General features: G+C 61.0%; 15 protein-coding genes. 8 read left to right on the forward strand and 7 right to left on the reverse strand.

Annotated elements, in window-relative coordinates:
• Positions 1-7: 7 nt before the first annotated feature.
• The 4 genes from RG540_RS30725 to melA all read right to left on the reverse strand — a co-directional run bounded on the left by RG540_RS30725 (position 8) and on the right by melA (position 5956).
• Positions 8-1156 carry an ABC transporter permease gene (locus RG540_RS30725; RefSeq protein WP_041366155.1) on the reverse strand — a complete coding sequence of 383 codons (1149 nt, stop codon included), beginning with the start codon at positions 1154-1156 and terminating at the stop codon, positions 8-10.
• A gap of 1 nt (position 1157) precedes the next feature.
• Positions 1158-2165: an ABC transporter permease gene (locus tag RG540_RS30730; protein ID WP_041366156.1), complete on the reverse strand. Its 1008-nt coding sequence runs from the start codon at positions 2163-2165 to the stop codon at positions 1158-1160.
• A gap of 113 nt (positions 2166-2278) precedes the next feature.
• Positions 2279-4366, reverse strand: coding sequence for an ABC transporter substrate-binding protein (locus tag RG540_RS30735; protein ID WP_041366157.1), 2088 nt, complete (start codon positions 4364-4366; stop codon positions 2279-2281).
• A 123-nt stretch (positions 4367-4489) separates the two neighbouring features.
• Complete coding sequence (gene melA, locus RG540_RS30740) at positions 4490-5956, reverse strand: alpha-glucosidase/alpha-galactosidase (protein WP_041366158.1); 1467 nt, start codon at positions 5954-5956, stop codon at positions 4490-4492.
• A gap of 201 nt (positions 5957-6157) precedes the next feature.
• On the opposite strand from melA, the gene RG540_RS30745 reads away from it, so the two are divergent.
• The 6 genes from RG540_RS30745 to RG540_RS30770 all read left to right on the forward strand — a co-directional run bounded on the left by RG540_RS30745 (position 6158) and on the right by RG540_RS30770 (position 12364).
• On the forward strand, positions 6158-7066 hold the full coding sequence (locus RG540_RS30745) for an AraC family transcriptional regulator (RefSeq protein WP_041366159.1): 909 nt from the start codon (positions 6158-6160) through the stop codon (positions 7064-7066).
• Between the two features lie 252 nt (positions 7067-7318).
• Entirely contained in the window at positions 7319-8149 is an 831-nt protein-coding gene (locus RG540_RS30750; protein WP_041366160.1) for a metallophosphoesterase family protein, read from the forward strand.
• Positions 8146-9315, forward strand: a complete 1170-nt coding sequence (locus tag RG540_RS30755) for an ABC transporter ATP-binding protein (RefSeq protein ID WP_041366161.1) — start codon at positions 8146-8148, stop codon at positions 9313-9315. Before RG540_RS30750 ends, RG540_RS30755 begins: the two co-directional genes overlap by 4 nt.
• Complete coding sequence (locus RG540_RS30760; RefSeq protein ID WP_041366162.1) at positions 9308-10240, forward strand: carbohydrate ABC transporter permease; 933 nt, start codon at positions 9308-9310, stop codon at positions 10238-10240. Before RG540_RS30755 ends, RG540_RS30760 begins: the two co-directional genes overlap by 8 nt.
• Positions 10237-11073 carry a carbohydrate ABC transporter permease gene (locus tag RG540_RS30765; RefSeq protein WP_041366163.1) on the forward strand — a complete coding sequence of 279 codons (837 nt, stop codon included), beginning with the start codon at positions 10237-10239 and terminating at the stop codon, positions 11071-11073. The genes RG540_RS30760 and RG540_RS30765 overlap by 4 nt, the downstream gene beginning before the upstream one ends.
• A 25-nt stretch (positions 11074-11098) precedes the next feature.
• Complete coding sequence (locus RG540_RS30770) at positions 11099-12364, forward strand: ABC transporter substrate-binding protein (protein WP_041366164.1); 1266 nt, start codon at positions 11099-11101, stop codon at positions 12362-12364.
• A 78-nt stretch (positions 12365-12442) separates the two neighbouring features.
• On the opposite strand, the gene RG540_RS30775 is transcribed toward RG540_RS30770, so the two are convergent.
• Positions 12443-13423, reverse strand: a complete 981-nt coding sequence (locus RG540_RS30775; RefSeq protein ID WP_041366165.1) for a substrate-binding domain-containing protein — start codon at positions 13421-13423, stop codon at positions 12443-12445.
• 229 nt (positions 13424-13652) lie between these two features.
• Positions 13653-14540: a LysR substrate-binding domain-containing protein gene (locus RG540_RS30780; protein WP_041366166.1), complete on the reverse strand. Its 888-nt coding sequence runs from the start codon at positions 14538-14540 to the stop codon at positions 13653-13655.
• Positions 14541-14652: 112 nt separating this feature from the next.
• On the opposite strand from RG540_RS30780, the gene RG540_RS30785 reads away from it, so the two are divergent.
• Positions 14653-15906 (forward strand): aromatic ring-hydroxylating oxygenase subunit alpha, encoded by a 1254-nt coding sequence (locus RG540_RS30785; RefSeq protein ID WP_041366167.1) that lies wholly within the window; start codon positions 14653-14655, stop codon positions 15904-15906.
• Positions 15902-16981: an FAD-binding oxidoreductase gene (locus RG540_RS30790; RefSeq protein ID WP_407668992.1), complete on the forward strand. Its 1080-nt coding sequence runs from the start codon at positions 15902-15904 to the stop codon at positions 16979-16981. The genes RG540_RS30785 and RG540_RS30790 overlap by 5 nt, the downstream gene beginning before the upstream one ends.
• A gap of 50 nt (positions 16982-17031) precedes the next feature.
• On the opposite strand, the gene RG540_RS30795 is transcribed toward RG540_RS30790, so the two are convergent.
• Positions 17032-17637, reverse strand: a complete 606-nt coding sequence (locus RG540_RS30795) for a dimethylsulfoniopropionate lyase (protein ID WP_041366169.1) — start codon at positions 17635-17637, stop codon at positions 17032-17034.
• Positions 17638-17639: the final 2 nt, after the last annotated feature.

Below are 17639 nucleotides of genomic sequence, written 5' to 3' on the forward strand. Positions count from 1 at the left end.
GACCACCTCAATAAGGATCGACTGCGTCGCGCAGCCCGTCGCCGAGCGCATTGAACGCAAAAACCGTGATGAGCACGAACCCGACCGGCGCCAGGATCCAGGGATAGGTGCCGATCACGGAGTAGTTTGCCGTGTCCTGTAGCATCAGTCCCCAGGAGATCAGCGGCGGCTTCACCGCGAAACCGAGGAAGCCGAGGAAGGATTCGAGCAGCACGACGCTCGGGATATGCAGCGTGACGGCGACGATCACGTGGCTCATGACGTTCGGAAAGATGTGCTGGAAGATGATCCGCCGGTCGGTCGCGCCGACGGCCATGGCCGCCCGAACATAGTCGATGCGGGCGAGCGCCAGCGTCTTGCCGCGTACCTCGCGCGACATCTGCGCCCAGCCGAGCGCCGACATCACGACGATGACGAAGCCGAGGAAAACGTTGGTCGGCGCCGTCACTGGGATGAGCGAGGTCAGCGCCAGATAGAGCGGCAGCTGCGGAAAGGCGAGGACGATTTCGACGAAGCGTTGTACCCAGGTATCGAACGAACCGCCGAAATAGCCGGATACCATGCCGACCGTGGTGCCAATCACCGTGACGATGAAGACGACGGTGAGCGCGATCGTCAGCGAAATCCGCGAGCCGATGATGGCGCGCGACAGCACGTCGCGGCCGAACTTGTCGGTGCCGAGGAAATGCACCGGCTGGCCGGTGGTGGAACCGAAGAAATGGCGGTTCGTCGGGATCAGTCCGAACAGCCTGTACTCTGCGCCTGCCACGAAGAAGCCGAGACGGTTAGGGTTGTCGTAGTCGGGGCCGACGACCGGCTGAAACGTCACGGGATCGAGCTCTGCGGACTCGGTCTGTCCATAGACGCGCGGCTGGAAGACGATGTTGCCGTCCTTGTCGTGGAAGCTCATTATCTGCGGCGGGGCAAAGCCCACATCCGTCGCCTTCGGATCCATCGGCGCGAAGAACTCCGCGAAGATCGCCATGATGAGCAGCAATCCGACGAGGATGAGGCCGATCATTCCGGTCCAGGAGCGCCGCAGCCGGCGCCAGACCAGCGCCATGTAGCTTTCATTGCCGTGCGGCCCGTTCTTGGCCGTCTGTTCGAGGGACATCTGCTCGTGGGGCAATCGCGGGGAGGAGTCGAAGGCGAGCATATCAGGCTCCTCCATAGGCACGGACGCGCGGGTCGAGCATCGCCAGCAGCATGTCGGCGATGATGTTGCCGACAATGAGTGTGGCGGAAAGCACCATCATGAAGGTCGCCGTCACATAGACGTCGCCGACGGCCATTGATCCGACGATCGCCGGCCCGACGGTCGGCAGCGAAAAGATGATCGCCGTCTCGATCTCGCCGGTCAGCATGTAGGGAAGCACGACGCCCTGATACATGACGAGCGGGTGCAGGGCATTGGGTACAGCATGGCGCATGACGACCGCACCGCCCGAAAGCCCCTTGGCCCTTGCCGTCTCGACATACTGGGCGTTCAGCGTATCGAGCAGGTTGCCGCGCATGACGCGCATGTTGTAGGCGAGCCCGCCGAAGGTGGCGATCGCGACGACCGGCCAGACGTGTTTGACAAGGTCGGCGAATTTCGCCCAGGACCACGGCGCGCCGCCATATTGCGGCGAGAAGAAGCTGCCGATTTCGGAAACGTTGAGCTGGAAGACGAGCAGGTAGACGATGATCAGCGCCATCAGGAAGCGCGGCACCGTCATGCCGAGAAATGAGATGCCGGAGAGCAGGCTGTCGATCCAGGAATATTGCCGGGTTGCCGCCCAGATGCCGAAGCCGATGCCGAGCACCGACGCAAGGATGTGGCAGACCAGCGCCAGGAGCAGCGTGCGCGGCAGGCGTTCGCCGACGACGTCTGCCACCGGCTTGTTGTAGAACATGCTGTAGCCGAAATCGCCCTTTGTAACGATGCCCTTGATCCAGTTGAAGTACTGGATGACCATCGGCTGATCGAGGCCATGGGCGATGCGGTAGGCCCGAGCCTGTTCGTCGGCCTGTGCAAAGGACGCGCCGCTCTGGTTGATCAGCTGCGAGCGGATGTAGTCGGCATAGTCACCGGGCGGCGCCTGGATGATCGCGAAGGTCACGATGCTCAGAATGATCAGGACGGGGATTGCGGACGCTATGCGCACGAGCAGGAATCGTAACATCGGACGGTTCGCTTCTCCTTGCCGCCAGTCGCCCCTGTCGGTGCGGCCGGCTTGTTGATCTTGCCCGGCCGCGCTTCACGCGCGGCCGGAATCCTCGGTTGGGAGGGGAGCTCTTAGTTGATCGGGCCCTTTTCGCCCGGCTTGCCGGGCAGCCTTTCGGGAAACAGCTCATATTTGCCCTGCTTGTCGGCAGCGACCCACAGGCGCTCACGGATGACGGAGTCCTCAGCCCAGTTGAACATGAAGATCGGGGTTCCTTCTGGCACGTTCGAGAAGCGCTTGTTGATGATCAGCGCACCCGGATATTCCGTCAGTCCGACCGTATCGACATTCTCGGTTGCTATCTTCTGGTATTGCTTCATCAGGTCGACGCGCTGGTTGTTGTCCTGGCTGGTCTGGAACTTGGCGACGATAGCGACCAGCTTTTCTTCGTAGGGCATCAGGTCGAGTTTGCCGTCCTTGCCGGCGCGGTGGTGCCAGCTCGTGCGCGGACCGACAGGTGCAAGCTGCTCGGTATTTTGAACCACGGAGGCAAGTTCCGGCATGTTGCGCTGGATCAGCCAGTCGAAACGGCCGCTATAATGAGCGTCGTCGCGTTTCGGACCATCGAGCGCATTGAGGATGACCTTGACCCCGAGCTTTTCCATCTGGCCGATGACGCCTTCCGCGAGGCTCTTGTCGGTCGCGTAGCCGTTGTTGACCAGAAGGACGATCTCGACGTCCTTGCCGCCGACGGTTCCGGCGGGGAAGTTCACGAAACCGTCGCCGTCGGTATCCTTGAGGCCCGCCTTCGCCAGCAGCGCCTTGGCGCCATTCAGATCGAAGGGGTAATAGACCACCGAGTTGCGGTCGTAGAAGCTGGTGCCCGAGGACAGGCCACCCGGATAGATCGCGGTGAACGGACCCTTGACCAGCGAATCGCCGATCGCCTTGCGGTCGAGACCCATGGTGATCGCCTTGCGGAAATCCTCGTTGCGGTTCAGTTCGCGAACGGCCTGGCCGCGCGCGTCTGGCTCGCCCCAGCCGTTGCCGGACAGGTTCATGCGCATGTTGTAGCCAATCAGGCGCGGGCCGAAGGCAAGACGTGCCGGGGCGGTCTTCTCGGCGGCCCGCTTCAGCGATGCCACGAAATTTTCCGGCTGCTCGAGGTTGGAAATGTCGCCGGATCCGGCAACGGCCTGCACGTCGCGGTCGGCCCAGGTCGACAGCTTGTAATGCAGTTCGTTCAGATAAGGGAGTTGATTGCCCTTCTCGTCGACCTTCCAGTAATACGGATTGCGGCGCATCACGATTATGTCGTCCGGACGGTATTCGACCGGCACCCAGCCGCCCATCACCGGCATGTTCATGAATTCCGGCGGGAACGCATTCTTGAACTGATCGTAGGTATTTTTCGAATATTTCGGATGCTGCGGCTTCAGGATATGCGAGGGGCCAGGGCAGAAGCCCGGATAGGCCATCGTGTAGAGATATTGTTTGGGGAAAGCCTCCTTGAAGGTCCATTCGACGGTATAGTCATCGATCTTCTGAAGTGTTGTCCCCTGGCCGAACGCTTCAGGCGATGCGCCGCCGCCGAGCGGGGAGACATTCGGGTCGATGACCTCGTCTTCCCAGTAAAACATGATATCGTCGGCATTGAAGGGAACGCCGTCGGACCATTTCGCGCCTTCGACCAGATGCATGGTGAGCTTATGGCCGTCCTTGGACCAGTCCCAGCTCTTGGCAAGGTTCGGCAGCGGCTCGGTATCCTTGGCTTCCACCTGGAAGAGCGGCGCAGTGCGCGTCAGGCACTCGGACAGACCAATATCGATGCCGCCCCAGCCCTGGGTCTGGCCGGCACCATAGTTCCAGCCTTCAGGCCGACCGCCGATGACATGCCGCAGGGTATCGCCGTAGACGCCGGGGCCATCCACCATGTTCTCCGTCTTGAAGACAAGCGGCACCTTGGGCAGGCGGTCCTTAACGGGCGGCAGCTTGCCGCTGTCGACGAAGTTCTTCGTCACCCAATCGGGCTCGTGATAGGTGGGCAGTGCCTTGAACTCTTCAATGGAATCCCTGGACACGTATTTAATCTTGCCTTCCGCCGGGAACTGCGCCGGAACGGGCGGAGCACTGGGCTCGGAGGCATAGGCGCTCAAAGCCGAGACCGAGACGCTCAGCGCCAGTCCGGCAAGACTGCCAAGGTTGCGGAAATTTGTCATCGTTTCTCCCTCTTGTTGCGGAGCACTTTGCAAATACCCCGGTTCTCCTCAAACGATCCGGATGCGGGCTTGCGGCGACAGGCTCCCTCCCGGAGCCCCATCGCCACCCGTCCTCCCGAACTCTCAGACAGCCTGCTTGAGCGCCGCCTTTTCGGCGCGCAACTCGTCGATCGAACGGACATTGCGGCGTGCCGCCCCGGCCCAGTCGCGGGTCTTCACCGTCGATTTGGCCAGCCGCTCTTTGGCCGCAGGAATGGCATCGGCATATTGCGGCAACCAACTGGCCTGGGCGACGACCATCTCATCGACCATCTGCCAGACTTCCTCCGGAGTTGAGATGGCGCCGACCAAGGGGTCGTGCAGGACCGCCAGCTTCAGGAGGTCGATATCGCCGCTGATGGCTGCGTGCACCGACATGCGCTGCACGTTGATGGAGGCGATGCACGTCGCTGCGCAGGCTTCCGGGATCGTGATGCCGGAGACCATATTGATACCGAAGCGATCGACGAAACCGGGCGACTCGACAATCGCATCGGCCGGCAGGTTGGTGATGACGCCGTTGTTCTTGACGTTGAAGTGGCCGCGATAGACGCGGTTGGTTTCAAGCGCTTCGAGAATATGGCTCGCATGCTCGTTCGAGCGCTTGGATGGATCGATCGGTTTTTCGGCCGAGGCGAGGAACTGCGGGAATTCCGTTTCAAACCAGTTGCGCGTTTCCGTCGAGTGCCTGAGGTAACCGCCGGTCTCGCCATGGATCCAGTCGGACATGTCGATCCACCTGGTGATCTCTTCCGGCCGCTTGCGATACCAGGGCAGGTATTCGGACAGGTGGCCGTTGCTCTCCGTCGAATACACGCCGAAGCGCTTCAGGACGTCGATGCGCAGCTTTTCCTGCTGCGAGAAAACCGGGTGCGCCTCGAAGGCGGCGACGAGTTCGTCCTTGCCGATCTTTCGGCCGTTGAGGCGTAGATCGATGAACCATGTCTGATGGTTGATGCCCGAGCAGATATAGTCGAGTTCGGAGCGCGACTTGGCGCCGAGAACGTCAGCGATCTGTTCTGCCCCATGCTGGACGCCATGGCAGAGGCCGACGGTATCGACCTTCCCGTATTCGATCGCAGCCCAGGTGTTCATCGCCATCGGGTTCGCGTAGTTCAGGAATTTCGCACCCGGTTCGGCGACCTCGCGGATGTCCTTGCAGAAATCGAGGATCACGGGGATGTTGCGCTGGCCGTAGAGAATGCCGCCGGCGCAGATCGTATCCCCGACGCACTGGTCGATACCGTATTTCAGCGGGATGCGGATGTCGTCGGCATAAGCTTCCAGGCCGCCGACGCGAACGCAGCTGATGATGTAGCGGGCACCCGTCAGCGCCTCGCGACGGTTGGTGGTTGCCGTCACCCTGGTCGGCAGCCGGTTGGATTCGACGACCTTGTCGAGGATCGCCTTGATCATCTGGAGGTTATGCTCGTTCATGTCCGTGAGCGCGAATTCGATATCTCTGAATTCCGGAACGCACAGGATGTCGGTGAACAGCTTTTTCGTGAAGCCGACGCTGCCCGCGCCAATGATAGCGATTTTGAAGCTCATGATCCTAACCTCGATGCGATGAAAATGCCGGCGCTGGGGATGAGAAGAAGAATAGCCGCCGGGCTTGCGCCCTGCGCCAAAAAAGGCCAGAAATCCGGCTTATTCCCCTCCCCGCCGTTCCTCGATGCTGGCGGTGTTCTCTCTCTCGGGAGCGGATTATGCGCAAATTCGGCGGGGCCGCCAGAGAAGGATTATGCTTTCATGGGTAATTCTATGCTGCGGGATTTAATCGAGCGGGGGCCGGTCATGCGGACCGTGTCGTTGCCGCGGGGCCGGCAGACTTTGCACACGATGCCGACCAGCACCGGCTACGAAATCCGCACGGATGCAACCTACGATTGGGATGGACGCAAACGCGGTCAGACGCCATTCACTGTGCTCCAGCATACGATCGGCGGCGCTGGCAACCTCAGATACGACAACCGTGAGCTGCGGGTGAAGGAAGGCGAAACCCTGTTGGTTCTCGTCCCGCATAACCATCGCTATTGGCTGGAGGATGGCGGCCGATGGGAGTTCTTCTGGATCTCGATGAATGGCGACGAAGCGCTTCGCATTCACCGCTCCGTCCTCGCGGTAACCGGCCCGATCCTCAAGCTGCAGCCGCGCACCATCGAGCATCTGGCCGATTGCAGCCTGCGTCTCATCAATGGCGCGGAGACCCCAGGCCGTGCATCGGCCATCGCCTACGAAGCGGCGATGGCGCTCTATGACGACGTCTTCGGTTCGCATCCGATCTTCAGCGAGGAATACCGGACGATGCAGCATGTCATCGGCCACATCGTGATCAATCTCGAGCATCCGCTGCCGGTCGAGGAGCTAGCCAAGGTCGCGGGCCTCAGCCGAGCGCATTTCTCACGCATCTTCGCCGCCAGCGAAGGCGTTCCGCCGGCCGAATTCGTCCTGCAAAAGCGCCTGGAGCGCGCCATCAAGCTCTTGACCAAGACCGACGGCATGCCGGTAAAGGAGGTGGCAATCCGCTCGGGCTTCCGGGACGCAAACTACTTCTCCAAGGTCTTCCGCCGTGTCTACGGCACCAATCCCACCGAATTCCGCACGACCGGCATGTATGCGAGCGTCGGCAGGGGCGCTGACACCGCACTGCGGCGGTGACCCTCGACCTATCTTTCCGCCTCTTAGGAGAGCTTCGGATACCAGGCCGGCCCGAGTGCCTTGATCCATCCGGACGCCCACGACGTGCCGGCATCTCGAAACGGCCTTGACGGGAAACCACCTGTTTTACAGTCCTGTGACAGAAATGAAAGAAAGCTGGAAAACTCTGTAACCGGCCTGACACGATAGCGCTCTAAGGAACCGTAAACGCCTTCGCACCTGCGGAAGGTACTTGCGAGACCGGAGACTGCCGTGAAGATCATCCAGATTACCGATACCCATTTCAGCCCGGAAAAGCCGCATTTCAACGGCAATTGGGCGCCGCTGCTGAACTGGATCGAGGATACCCGGGCCGATCTCATCATCCATACCGGGGATCTGACCGTCGATGGCGCCGATAAGCCGGGTGACATCACTTTCTGCCTGGACCTGATGCGGCAGACTTCGATCCCGATGCTGATCCTGCCGGGCAATCACGATGTCGGCCACCTGCCGGGCTCCGAGCAGCCGGTCAATGCCGAGCGCCTCAAGCGCTGGCGGGACCTCGTCGGAGAGGACCGCTGGTTCGAGGACACCAACGGCTGGCGTTTCATCGGCCTCAACTCACTCCTGCTCGGTCATGAGGACGACGAGGAGGAAGCCCAGTTCGAATGGCTGCGCGAAACCCTCGAAGAGCGTCGCGGCCGTCGCATCGCGCTGTTTGCCCACAAGCCGCTGTTCGTCGACGAGCCGCACGAGGGCGACACGGGCTATTGGAGCGTGCGCCCGGCCCAGCGCAAACGCCTCTACGACCTGATCGCCGCCCATGACGTGGCGCTCTTTGCGAGCGGCCACCTGCACTGGGCCTGGCAGGGCCGGTTCGAGAACACCGCCCTCACCTGGGGTCCGTCGGCCGCCTTCATCCTCGACAAACTGGTGCGCGAAATGCCGGGCGAGCGGCTGGTCGGCGCGGTCGTGCATGAATTCGGCGACGGCGTCGAGAGCGAGATCGTCGCCGTGCCCGGCATGACGGCCTATGTCCTCGACGAGGTCATCGAGGAAGTCTATCCGACCAGCGCCAAGCAAACGGAGAGCGCCGAATGACCGCCCTTTCGCTTCGCGGTATCGAAAAATCCTTCTCCGGCAACCCGATCCTCAAGGGCGTCAGCCTCGATGCCGGTCCGGGCGAATTCATCGCCCTTGTCGGCCCTTCCGGCTGCGGCAAGAGCACGCTCTTACGCATCCTCGCCGGCCTCGAAAGCGCTGACGCCGGCGAAATCATGCTCGGCGACCGCGACCTGTCGCCGGTACCGGCGGCAGACCGCAACATTGCCATGGTTTTCCAGTCCTACGCGCTTTATCCGCACCTGACGGCGGCGCAGAACATCGCCGTGCCGCTGGTCATGCGCAAGCTGACGCGGGCGCAGCGCCTGCCGCTGATCGGCCCGCTGATGCCCGGCCAGCGCAAGGCGGTCGCGGCGATCAAACGCGACGTGCGCGAGATGGCGGTGTCGCTGAAGATCGACCACCTGCTCGATCGCAAGCCCGGCCAGATGTCCGGCGGCCAGCGCCAGCGCGTCGCGCTTGGCCGCGCCATGGTGCGCCGCCCCTCCGTTTTCCTGATGGACGAACCGCTTTCCAACCTCGACGCCAACCTGCGCGTCCATGCTCGCGGCGAGATCGTCGAATTGCACCGCCGCGCCGGCGTGCCGACGCTCTACGTCACCCATGACCAGGCGGAAGCGCTTTCCATGGCAGATCGCGTCGCCGTGATGATCGGCGGTTCGCTGCTGCAGCTCGCCTCGCCGCAGGTGATCTACGACGATCCGGCCAATATCGAGGTGGCCCGTTTCATCGGCCAGCCGCGCATCAACCTTTTCCCGTCGCAGATCGGGGCCGATGGCACGATAGCGTTCGGCGATATCCGGGTCGGATTACACCGTGAGACGGTCGCAGCCGGCGCGCCGGTGACGATCGGCATTCGGCCGGAATTCATCCGCGTGTCCCGCAGCGGCCAGCAGGGCCTGCCGGCACGCATCGACCGCATCGAGTTCCTGGGCTCCGAGATCATCCTCTATTGCCGCCTGGATGCGATCGGCGAAACGGTTGTCGCCAAGCTTTCTCCGACTGAGGGCGCCGGTCTTGCCGCCGGCATGCCGGTGCGCCTCGAGTTCTCAGCCGATCGCCTCTTCGTCTTTGCCGAGAACGGCCGCCGCCTGCCCTCGACACCGGTCGATACCGCCACCATGCGGGAGACCGCCCATGGCTGACGCGATCGCTGCTGCACCCCCGATCGTCCGGAAACCCGCCCGTTCGGCCGCCGAGCGGCAGGAGGCACGCGCAGCACTCGTGCTGTCGCTGCCGGCTATGGTTCTCCTGTTCGTCTTCATCCTGCTGCCGGTCGCGGTGGTGATCCTGTTCGCCTTTACCGACTACGAACTCGGCTATGCGGGTTTCCGGTTCGTCGGCTTCGACAATTACACAGAGCTCTTCACCGACCGCACCTTCCGCCGCTCGCTGTGGAACACAGCGGTCTATACCGCGATCGTCGCACCGATCTCGATCTTCATGGCGCTCGGCCTCGCGATGCTGATCGAAAGCGAGAACATCGGCCGTTCCTTCTTTCGAACCGCCTATTTCCTGCCGGTCGCCTCGCTGCTCGTTGCGATGGCGACGGTCTGGCAATATCTGTTCCATCCGACGATCGGCCCGATCAACGCGCTTCTGGCGCTCGGCGGCCTGCCGCGTCCCAACTGGCTCGGCGCCTCGACATCCGTCCTCTACAGCCTGTCGATCATCGGCATCTGGCAATCGGTCGGCTTCAATCTCGTGCTGTTCCTGGCCGGGCTCACCGCAATCCCCCGCGAGCTCTATCACGCCGCACATGTGGACGGCGCCCGCTCCGCCTTCGACCGGTTCCGGCTGGTTACCTGGCCGATGCTCGGACCGACGACACTGTTCGTCACCACGATCAGCATCATCAATGCGGTCAAGGTCTTCGAGACGGTCAAGACGCTGACCGAGGGCGGGCCGAACAAGGCCTCCGAAGTGTTGCTTTTCACCATCTACCAGGAAGGGTTCGTCTACCTGAAGGTCGGTTACGCTTCGGCGATGACGGTCGTCTTCCTGATCATCCTGGTGGTGCTGATGTTCCTGCAATACCGCGTCCAGGACAAGCAGGTGCATTACTCATGAACGCTTCAGCCTTCACCCTCGCGCGTGCTGTCCGCCTGTCGATCCTGATCTTCGGGGCGGCGATCTTCCTCGCCCCCTACGTCTTCATGATTTCGACCGCCGGCAAGGCGCAGAGCGACATCTTCTCCTCGTCGCTGTCCCTCATCCCGCAGCACTGGTCCTACATCCAGAACTTCGCCAAGGCGCTGACGCGCGTCTCGATGACGCGGCTGCTTTTCAACGGCGTCGCCGTCTGTGCGCTGATCTTCGGTTTCCAGGTGATGATCGCCATCCCCTGCGCCTACGCCATGGCAAAGCTCAAATTCCGCGCGGCAAAGCTGATGATGGTGCTGGTCATGCTCGGCCTGCTGGTACCGATCCATGCCACCGCCCTGCCGCTCTACGTCGCCTTCGACCGCATGGCGGTGCTCAACAGCTATTTCGCGCTGGTCGCTCCCTTCACCATCTCCGTTTTCGGCATCTTCCTGTTCCTGCAGTTCTTCCGCGCGATACCGGACGACCTGATACATGCCGCCCGGCTCGACGGCATGTCGGAGCTCGGCATTATCGGCCGCGTGATCGTGCCGAATGCCTGGCCGGCGATCACCGCGTTCGCGATCTTCTCGGTCGTCGCGCACTGGAACGACCTCTACTGGCCGTTGATCGTCGTTTCCAACCAGGCCTATGCAACGCCGCCACTCGGCCTCCTCTATTTCCGCGCCGCCGAGGCCGGCGACGACTACGGCGCGCTGATGGCCGCCACGCTGATCATCACCACTCCCCTCGTTGCGGCTTTCCTTCTGGCACAGAAGCGCTTCGTCGAGGGCATCACCATGACCGGTCTCAAAGGCTGACCGGCATCAACCAGGAGACTATGCGATGAAGCATCTCACCAAGTTTTTCGCCGCCGCGGCGATTGCCATGACGGTGTCGCTTCCGGCCCATGCCGAAACGACATTGACCGTGCATTATCCGATGCCGGGCTTCTTCAAGGACGTGATGGACACGATCTCGAAAAAGTTCATGGAGGAAAATCCGGACATCAAGATCCAGTTCGCCAACCCGTCCGCGACCTATGAAGAAGGCATCCAGCTCATCATGCGCCAGGCCGGCACGGCGGAAATGCCGGACCTGACCTTCATCGGCCTCAACCGGCTGCGCATGGTTCAGGAGCGCGACCTGCCGGTCGATCTCGCTCCGTTCATCGCCAAGGAAGGCGATATGGGCAAGCTCGGCTTCTCCGACAACATCCTGAAGCTCGCCCAGGTCAAGGGCAAGCAGGTCGGCCTCGCCTTCGCGACGTCAAACCCGATCATGTACTACAATGCCGATCTGGTGAAGGCTGCCGGCGGCAATCCGGACGTTCCGCCGAAGACCTGGGACGAAGTCATCGCGCTCGGCGCCAAGATCAAGGCGCTCGGCAACGGCGTCGAAGGCATCGATTTCCGCTGGCAGGGTGACGACTGGATGTTCTCGGCACTTCTGTTCGGCGCCGGTGGCCAGATGCTGGGCGCCGACGAAAAGTCCGTCGCTTTCGCCGGGCCGGAAGGCCTGAGGGCTGTCGAAACGCTCGACCGCATGGTCAAGCAGGGCGGCCTGCCGGTGTTCACCGCCCAGGCCGGTGAGCAGGCGTTCTTCGCCGGCAAGGTCGGCATCGAGTTCAAGACGACCGGCGGGCTGCGCAATACGATCAAGAGCGTCGGCGACAAGTTCGACCTGCGCACCGCGCAGATCCCGCTGATCGATCCGGTCAAGGGCAAGCTGCCGACCGGCGGCAATGCCGTCGTCATCCTCGCCCGCAATGCCGAAAAGCAGCAGGCCGCCTGGAAGTTCGCCAAGTTCGCCGCCGGCCCCTACGGCGCATCGGTCGTCGTCCCGGGCACCGGCTATGTTCCGAACAACGAGCTCGCCGCCAAGTCGCCGGACTATCTCGGCAATTTCTACAAGGCGAACCCGCTCTTCGTCGCTGGCCTCAGCCAGATGGATCGCATGGTTCCCTGGTACGCCTTCCCGGGCACCAACGGCGTCAAGGTCACCCAGGCGATCGTCGAGAATCTGTCGCGTATCGTCGAACAGCAGGCCACCCCGAGGCAAGCGCTGGAAGATGCCGCTTCCGAAGTGAAGGGCTTGCTGCCGCGCAGCTAAGCTCCGCTCCGGGCTAACCGCACAACGAGCCGCCGCTTCCGATCGGAAGCGGCGGTTTTCCTTTTGTACGAAGCGTCATCAGATTGCCCGCACCGTACCGCCCCGGCGCAGCATATAAGCGACATCGAGATGCCGGGCGGGCGCCGCATTCTCGGCCATGTCCAGCAGCAGCGAGGCCGCCGCCGCCCCCATGCTCGCATCCGGCATCTCTACCGTCGTCAGCGGCGGGTCCATCAGCCGTCCGATGGCGATCCCATCGAACCCTGCGACGGAAATATCGCGTGGTACGGAAAGTCCTTCGCGCCGCAGCGCACTGATGACGCCGAGTGCGAGAAGATCGTTGGAGGCGATGATCGCCGTCGGCGGTGCGGTCGCAAGCGCCGCACTGAGATCGAGCTGGTCGTAACCGTTGAGGAAGGAAATCTCGACTGCTTCCAACGGTGCAATGCCATTCTTGATCATCGCATCGCGATAACCTTCATGCCGGCGACGCGCGCGGTCGGAAGCCGCGAAATTTCCGGAGACGAACAGGATGCGTCGATGGCCGAGACCGACCAGCATCTGCGTCAGTTCGCGGCCGGCTCCGCGATTGTCCACCGTCACGGCGGCAGGAAACAGTGAGGTCGGCATGTTGTTGAGAAGCACGGTCGGCGGCAGCGAGGATGTGAGGGCAACGCTTGTGGCGGGATCGCAGACGGTCAGGATCAGGCCGGTCGGCCGGTCGTTGAGAAGCGAGGCGACTGCGTCCGCCTCGCGTGCAGGGTCGTAGTTCGACTGGGCGATCAGCACGCCGTGGCCGGCAACCAGCATGCGGTTCTGGATGCTGGAAAGCGACGAGGCGAAGACGGGATTGGTGATGCTGGGGATCAGTACGCCGACGACCGGCCGTTGCCCGGGTCTGCCAGCCGCTGAATTTATCGGCCGGTAACCGAGCTCTGCCGCCGCGCGGCGGACCCTGCGGGCCATGCGGTCGCTGACATTGCCGTTGCGATTGAGCGCCCGGCTCGCGGTCGCCAGCGAACATCCCGCTCTTATCGCCACCTGCTGCAATGTCGTCATCAGAGAATGCCCTCTTCCACTTGCCCCACCTCAGGGCCCGCCGGCAGCAGGTTTCCTCCCGACATGTAAGAGTTTTATGTCAGCAACGAAGGATTTTCCCGCCGCTGCGGCGACCATTCGCGCAGAACTCGTAGAGCAGGATGCCGTTGATGGTAAGAAACGCAAAAAAATTACCCGTGGCGGGTCTCAAACGACATGGGCGAACTGGTCCAGGTGCCAATACTCCTGGTTATGCGTGCAATGCTGCCGTGAGCCAGGCAACGGCTCTGTCATTGGCAACCGTTCGTCGAGCCCTGAGTGGCAGCAGGATATTATATCGCCCGTCAGCCTTGTACGTCAGATCATTTAGCGCGACCAACGTTCCGGCATCAAGAAACGCCTGAACGAGCGCGCCCCAGCCAAGTGCTACCCCCTGGCCATTACACGCGGCGAATATCGTTTCGGTATAATGGCTAAATCTCAAGGACGGCTTGAGATCGAAGGATGCTCCGATCTGGTCAAGCCATTGAGCCCACGAAAACCACAACGGGTCGGAACTGTGAGTTTCGATATACTCGTCTGTCGAGGATAGCGGGCCTGATTGTCTGCGTTTGAGATAATCGGGCGAACATACGGGCGTTATGAAATCGTCTTTTGAAGCAATGACCGTCCCATCGTTAAACGGCGGTATTCCATAACGAATGGCAATGTTTATCTCACCGCTATCGAGATCGATTTTTTCATCCTGGGATACGACACGCACCTGGATCCCGGGGTTTTGGGAACGGAAGTCGGCCAGACGCGGAAGCAGCCAGAAAGACGAAAACGCGATCGTCGCGCCGATGGTGACGACATCCTGGCCGGACGTTTTGATCGCATCGACCGTCTCCGCAATATTGGAAAGGCTCTGCGCCAGCGACGCTCCCAGAATGCGACACGCAGGCGTAGGTTCGATCGCGCGATGTTTACGCACAAACATTGGCTGCCCCAATTCTTCCTCAAGCAAAGCAATCTGCCGGCTTACGGCCGCCTGTGTGACGCCGAGTTCGGTCGCTGCCGCGGTAAAGCTCTTTCTGCGCAAAACTGCTTCAAGCATGAGCAGCGCAGTCAAGGATGGCAGCCGTTTACGAAACTGCATTGTCCCGGCCTCAATCCATTACTTTTCATTATGCCAACGTAACAATTTATGCCGTTGAACGACTTGCATGGCAAGAGCACTCTTGTCTGAAAGCAGGCAAAGAGGTTTTTCAATGCTGAACAGACTTGCGTCCTCGATCTCGTCACTTTTGGACGCGCGTGCCGACGGGCATGCTCTTCCAGCGGGCCTGTATACCCGGTCAGACGTGTTCGAAGCCGATATGGACGTCTTCTTTCGTCGGCACTGGATCTGTGTCGGACTTGAATGCGACGTGCCCGAGCCCGGCGACGCTGCGGTTATCGACATCGGCAAAACCAGCCTCATCCTGCTGCGCGACGATGACGGCGAAATCCGCGTCGTGCACAACGTCTGTCGCCACAGGGGCTCGCGCCTCCTCAATCCCGGCAAGACGATCGTCTCGAAGCTGGTCTGTCCCTATCACACCTGGACATACGAGCTCAGCGGGGAGCTGAGTTATGCACCCCATATGGGCAAGAGCTTCGACAAAGAGTGTCACAGCCTGAAGCCCGTGAACTTCAAGTCGATCAGCGGCCTCATCTATGTTTGCCTTGCCGACAATCCGCCGAAGGACATTGCTCGGCTCGAGTTGGCGATGACCGAGCGCCTGGCACCCTACGATGTTCCTAACTCCAAAGTCGCATTTGAAACCGATGTGATCGAGCACGGCAACTGGAAGCTGACGATGGAGAACAATCGTGAGTGTTACCATTGCTCGGCAAACCACCCGGAACTTTGCGTCTCTTTCGTCGATCTGGATTTCGGTTTCGATCCCGAGACACTTAGCCCGGAGGACAGGGCGCAGGCCGGAGAGCATCTTGCTCTCTATGAAGAGCGCATCCTTCAATGGACAGCAGACGGCTACCCATCCGCCGCCATCGAACAACTCGTCGATTGCGAGACCAATTTCAGGACGCAGCGCCTTATCATTTCCGGTGCGGGCGAATCCCAGACCCCGGACGCCACGGCGGCATCATCCAAACTTTTAGGAACGATGACCCGCAAGGACCTCGGCGATATGCATCTCTGGGGCCATAACAGCTGGAACCACTTCATGGGTGACCATGCCATCGTGGCGATAGTCATTCCAATTTCGCCCGACAAGACTCTGGTGCGCACGAAGTGGCTCGTTCACAAGGACGCCGTCGAAGGCGTGCACTACGATCTTGAGAAGTTGACGAACGTCTGGGTGGCGACCACGGATCAGGACGCAGAACTCGTCGCGCGCTCCCACGCCGGCGTGGAAGACCCTGCCTATGTGCCCGGTCCCTATTCGCCATTCTCGGAGACGAATCTCGACAAGTTCGCCACCTGGTACATCGATCGGATGCGTGCGCATGGATATTAAGAGCGCTTTCGCATCTGTCGATCAGATCGAGAAAACTGAATTCTGGAACCGGGATTTGGACGAGGATCTGGTTTGCATCGACGTCCACCAGGAAACGCACGATGTTAAAACATTCACGTTCGCGTCTTCCCTTGGGAAAAGGTTCGCCTTCAAGGCCGGGCAGTATTTCCTGTTCGATCTCGAAATTGGCGCAGAGCCCGAAAGTCGCTGCTACAGCATATCCTCCTCGCCGCAGCGTACCAACGCGTTTTCAGTCACCGTGAAACGTGTGCCAGGGGGTAAGATTTCCAACTGGTTTCATGACAACGTCACAGCTGGCTCAACGATGAAGGGCAATGGACCGCTCGGACATTTCATCCGGTCCAATGCCAAGAAACTGCTGCTTCTGTCTGGTGGATCGGGGATCACGCCAGTCATGTCGATGATACGCGAACTGGCGGATACCTTTGAACCCATCGACGTCGTGTTCATGCATGCGGCGCGAAGCCCCAAAGACTTGATCTTTCGGGAGGAACTCGCCTGTCTGGCGAATAAAGGAAAGCAGCTCCGCCTGCATTTCCTACCTGAGATCACCGCCGGCGAAGCCCATTGGCCTGGCCTTACCGGGCGCATCTCGGCAGACTACATGAAGCTGGCCGTGCCTGACATTGCAGAGCGTGTCGTCATGTGCTGCGGCCCAGCGCCATTCATGGCTGCTGCCCGCGGGATTGCCGCAGAGCTCGGCGTTCCGTCGTCCAATTACATCGAGGAGAGCTTCGACGCTGCCGTCATCGACGACATCGACCTTCCGGTTGTCCAGGAAGCCGCCACGAGAATGTTCACGGTGGAGTTCGCCAAGCAAGTTCGTAAGATCGATGTCTCAGGCGAGCAGACCATCTTGTCCTGCGCGAAAAAAGCTGGCGTGAAACTGCCCTCTTCATGTTCCAACGGAGTGTGTGGCACCTGCAAATCAAAACTGGTGACCGGATCCGTCGACATGAACCACAATGGCGGGATCCGCCAGCGGGAGATCGATGCCGGGTTATTCCTGCCCTGCTGTTCGAAGCCACTCAGTGACCTCGTGGTCGACCGATAGGGCTTTAAACAATAGCGGGGATGACCGAAGAAACTATCGATCACCTTACATCAATGTTTCCGCTGGTCGGGCAAAAGTGCCCAGAATGCGAAGAGAGGCTCCTCGCCCGAGCGCATCGCGTGCCGGATTCCAGGTGGATTGTAGAAGGAGCCACCCATGCCGGGCGTGAACCAACCGGAATCGCCCTGCATGAATTCGCCATCCGAGAGGACAAGATAGATTTCCTCCGGTGCATGATCGTGGTCCGGATACCGCACGTTCGGCGCCATCAGGGTCGCGCCAAGCCACACGTCCGAACGGTCCTCCAGGCCGCCCGGCCCGACAATCATGGTATTGGCGTGGCTCATCGGGAAATTTGCACTGGCCGAATTGTCATAGGTCGAGCGACCGTTCCATTCGAGCTGCGCCTCCAACGCTGCGAAGCGCCGGAGCAAGATGTTCAACGAGGGTTGCTCCGCCTTTGCAGCCAAGACACCCTCCAAATACAGGCCGCAAACCGGAAGCCGCTTTGCGATATTCACCCGCTGCGGCAGCGATGTTTGCAGGTGCGCAAATATCTGCGTCAGTGACTGCCGGCCCCGTGAATCCTCGGCAAGCTGATCGAACGCGACGAACGCGGCATTCAGAAAATCCTGCAAGGCTTCGCTGCGAGCCATGG

This window comes from Neorhizobium galegae bv. orientalis str. HAMBI 540, assembly GCF_000731315.1.
In the GTDB taxonomy this organism is placed as follows: domain Bacteria; phylum Pseudomonadota; class Alphaproteobacteria; order Rhizobiales; family Rhizobiaceae; genus Neorhizobium; species Neorhizobium galegae.

What these genes read in the sequence shown, in the direction of transcription:
- RG540_RS30725 (WP_041366155.1), bottom strand. Translation starts at nt 1,156, where the DNA reads ATGCTCGCCTTCGACTCCTCCCCGCGATTGCCCCACGAGCAGATGTCC.
- RG540_RS30730 (WP_041366156.1), bottom strand. Translation starts at nt 2,165, where the DNA reads ATGTTACGATTCCTGCTCGTGCGCATAGCGTCCGCAATCCCCGTCCTG.
- RG540_RS30735 (WP_041366157.1), bottom strand. Translation starts at nt 4,366, where the DNA reads ATGACAAATTTCCGCAACCTTGGCAGTCTTGCCGGACTGGCGCTGAGC.
- melA (WP_041366158.1), bottom strand. Translation starts at nt 5,956, where the DNA reads ATGAGCTTCAAAATCGCTATCATTGGCGCGGGCAGCGTCGGCTTCACG.
- RG540_RS30745 (WP_041366159.1), top strand. Translation starts at nt 6,158, where the DNA reads ATGGGTAATTCTATGCTGCGGGATTTAATCGAGCGGGGGCCGGTCATG.
- RG540_RS30755 (WP_041366161.1), top strand. Translation starts at nt 8,146, where the DNA reads ATGACCGCCCTTTCGCTTCGCGGTATCGAAAAATCCTTCTCCGGCAAC.
- RG540_RS30760 (WP_041366162.1), top strand. Translation starts at nt 9,308, where the DNA reads ATGGCTGACGCGATCGCTGCTGCACCCCCGATCGTCCGGAAACCCGCC.
- RG540_RS30765 (WP_041366163.1), top strand. Translation starts at nt 10,237, where the DNA reads ATGAACGCTTCAGCCTTCACCCTCGCGCGTGCTGTCCGCCTGTCGATC.
- RG540_RS30770 (WP_041366164.1), top strand. Translation starts at nt 11,099, where the DNA reads ATGAAGCATCTCACCAAGTTTTTCGCCGCCGCGGCGATTGCCATGACG.
- RG540_RS30775 (WP_041366165.1), bottom strand. Translation starts at nt 13,423, where the DNA reads ATGACGACATTGCAGCAGGTGGCGATAAGAGCGGGATGTTCGCTGGCG.
- RG540_RS30780 (WP_041366166.1), bottom strand. Translation starts at nt 14,540, where the DNA reads ATGCAGTTTCGTAAACGGCTGCCATCCTTGACTGCGCTGCTCATGCTT.
- RG540_RS30785 (WP_041366167.1), top strand. Translation starts at nt 14,653, where the DNA reads ATGCTGAACAGACTTGCGTCCTCGATCTCGTCACTTTTGGACGCGCGT.
- RG540_RS30795 (WP_041366169.1), bottom strand. Translation starts at nt 17,637, where the DNA reads ATGGCTCGCAGCGAAGCCTTGCAGGATTTTCTGAATGCCGCGTTCGTC.